Source organism: Mucilaginibacter flavus (genome assembly GCF_030409315.1).
Lineage (GTDB): Bacteria > Bacteroidota > Bacteroidia > Sphingobacteriales > Sphingobacteriaceae > Mucilaginibacter > Mucilaginibacter flavus.
The window spans coordinates 1-2387 of the sequence record NZ_JAUFPS010000063.1; the positions used below are offsets into that span (position 1 = coordinate 1).

General features: G+C 37.1%; 3 protein-coding genes and 1 tRNA gene. 1 reads left to right on the forward strand and 3 read right to left on the reverse strand.

Going from position 1 to position 2387, the window contains the following annotated elements; translation table 11 throughout:
* Positions 1 to 46: 46 nt before the first annotated feature.
* Both QWZ17_RS23345 and QWZ17_RS23350 read right to left on the reverse strand, forming a co-directional pair.
* The gene (locus QWZ17_RS23345) at positions 47 to 877 is read right to left on the reverse strand and encodes an IS1 family transposase (protein ID WP_290307735.1); all 831 of its coding nucleotides are present in this window, start codon (positions 875 to 877) and stop codon (positions 47 to 49) included.
* A 171-nt stretch (positions 878 to 1048) separates the two neighbouring features.
* Positions 1049 to 1116: transfer RNA gene (locus QWZ17_RS23350), tRNA-OTHER, on the reverse strand.
* A 639-nt stretch (positions 1117 to 1755) separates the two neighbouring features.
* Between QWZ17_RS23350 and QWZ17_RS23355 the strand changes: the two genes are divergently transcribed.
* Positions 1756 to 1962 carry a hypothetical protein gene (locus QWZ17_RS23355; RefSeq protein ID WP_290307736.1) on the forward strand — a complete coding sequence of 69 codons (207 nt, stop codon included), beginning with the start codon at positions 1756 to 1758 and terminating at the stop codon, positions 1960 to 1962.
* A 240-nt stretch (positions 1963 to 2202) separates the two neighbouring features.
* Here the strand turns inward: QWZ17_RS23355 and QWZ17_RS23360 are convergent, their stop codons facing one another.
* Positions 2203 to 2331: a hypothetical protein gene (locus QWZ17_RS23360; RefSeq protein ID WP_290307737.1), complete on the reverse strand. Its 129-nt coding sequence runs from the start codon at positions 2329 to 2331 to the stop codon at positions 2203 to 2205.
* Positions 2332 to 2387: the final 56 nt, after the last annotated feature.

Sequence of the window (2387 nt, forward strand, 5' to 3'; positions counted from 1 at the left end):
TTGGTAGTGTCTCAGTTTGATTTTATGGTAGTGTCTCAGTTTGATTTTATTTTGCCAATCTAACAATTTCTTCCAGAGTCATTATGTCTTTAGCTAATCCAGCTTCCATTGCCGGTGTTACCCGTAGTGATGTATGAATTTTAGCAAAGTTATAATAAACAAAATGAAGCGCTATGGCCAAACAATGATTTTCAACTTTCTTTGAAAAAGCATTTGTTTTCCTGGTAAATCGTCTCATGTGCATCCGCATAGTTAAATTCTGCCGCTCTATCATGCTGGTAGATATGTATTTTTTATCCGGTTTACCTTGCACCCTTACTTTCTTTGCGCCTTTATATCGTTTTCTTTTGTCATTGCTTTCAGTAGTATTATCTTCTGCATTTGTTCCATAAATTTTTACCAACTGAGCGAAGTCTACCCGCGATCCAAAGGCTTCGCTAACAGCCTCTAAATAGGGCTTAAATCCGTCCGTAGTCATTTGAGCTCTCGTTCTTAATCTGCTTTTAATATCTTTCATTAATTCATAGGCAGATTCTGCATCTCTGTTACCCACATACCAAGATAAAACGAGTTTGGTTTCACGATCAATTCCTACCCACGTCCAAACATCACCAGCTTTATGACCCTTATCCTGTTCTGCAGTATTTTTGTTCTTTGAGTAAACAAATGACCAGATCTCATCGCATTCAACTCTCTTTGATTTTATATGGTGCACGGTAGCGTCATGAAAATCTAAACACCCCTTACCAACATCAACTAACAACTTTGTAACTGTATTTATACTAACGTCAGCTATTCTAGATGTTGCGCGAAGGCTCATGCCTTCTACCAATAAATTTATTATTTGAACTCTTTTAGAAATTGGAAGTCTATTCATAAGCAAAATAAAGTGCGTAGCATTTTTGCACTTGACAGCGGCAGCATTTTTGCTTATGTTTGAATAAGCAAAAGAAAACAAGAGAGGACGGCTTAACCTTCACGGTCTCCGTCCCTAATCAACGCCCTTACAGCGAGTTTACTTGTTTCTTATGCTTGAATAAGCAAAAGGTGGAGCATGTGGGTATCGAACCCACCTACATAGAATGTCGAGTCCCTTGTAGTTAACCTAAATGCCCCCATTTATGTCCTAAAGTCAAAGCCCTTGTGTCGCCAAACTCAGAGGGCTTTTTCTTTTTATGTCTTTTTTAAATACTACATTTTTCAATAATTAACTAACTAAAAAACGAATATAAAGCAAAAGAGTTTAGTTAACAAAATAAAAATCAAGCACTTAACGTAATTTACTTACCGGTAACATACCTGTAACTCCCCTGTGTTTTTATAAGTATTTGTAATAAAGTATTTTATCGGAGGATATTCAATATGTCAAAAGTTATTAACATTTTTTATAATAATTCACCGGTAAGTTACAGGTATGAATACTATATTTGGTTTTATTTCAAGCGAACTCGTTCAGGGCAGCGAAACGACCAAATTACAACACCCGAACTATACGAGCCGAGACTTGCCGTACGCAACAGCGTGGGGAATATCACTCGTATATAGGCGCTTGGTCGTGCCTGCTGTCCGGTGAGGCCCCACGCTTCTTATTTAATAACCGCCAGGCAGGGGCTAAAGGCATTTAAACCCTTTATAGCTCTCCTTATGCGACACCTGATCTTATTTACCGCCCTTTTATCAATCTTATTGTGTAGCTGCGCAAGCCAGCAAAAAATAATGAATTCATGGATAGGACAACCCACAAACAAACTCATAATGTCGTGGGGACCACCCGCAAGAACCGCAGATGACGGTGCCGGAGGACAAGTTTTAATATACGCCCACCATGTATATGCTCCACAAGTCAATTATAACTACTGGGATTATAAAATGATGTACGCCCACAAGGATGGTATAATATACTACTGGCATATCAGCAGAGAGCCAATTTCGCCAACACAAGTCGTTGTCTCTTTCAGGTAGCCATTATGACAAAGATGACTTTAGCTTGGATGTTCTTATCTGCCTTAATAACATCACATATTTTCTTCATGCTCAATTTCGACGAAAGAAAACACCTTTATTTTAGTAGGATACCAGAATGGATAGTGTATTTTATTCCAGTAGGATACGCCATATTTATAATATGGGCAGGATTTCTTCAATTAGAAATTGATAAAGAAGCAAGATTTAACGAAAAAATGAGGAACAAATCAAACTGAACTATTTCTTGTTTGAAGAAACGCACATGTTAGTTGATGCCTGTTTTGTATTTTTATCCTCAGTGGCTTTATCTACAATAAACTTAGCCACCTGATTGATATCTTTTTTTTTCTTTTCTCCCTTTGACATGAAACAAAAGTAAGAAATAAAAAAATAAATTTAATTTTCAAACTGAGACACTACCA

What these genes read in the sequence shown, in the direction of transcription:
- QWZ17_RS23345 (WP_290307735.1), bottom strand. Translation starts at nt 877, where the DNA reads ATGAATAGACTTCCAATTTCTAAAAGAGTTCAAATAATAAATTTATTG.
- QWZ17_RS23355 (WP_290307736.1), top strand. Translation starts at nt 1,756, where the DNA reads ATGTCGTGGGGACCACCCGCAAGAACCGCAGATGACGGTGCCGGAGGA.
- QWZ17_RS23360 (WP_290307737.1), bottom strand. Translation starts at nt 2,331, where the DNA reads ATGTCAAAGGGAGAAAAGAAAAAAAAAGATATCAATCAGGTGGCTAAG.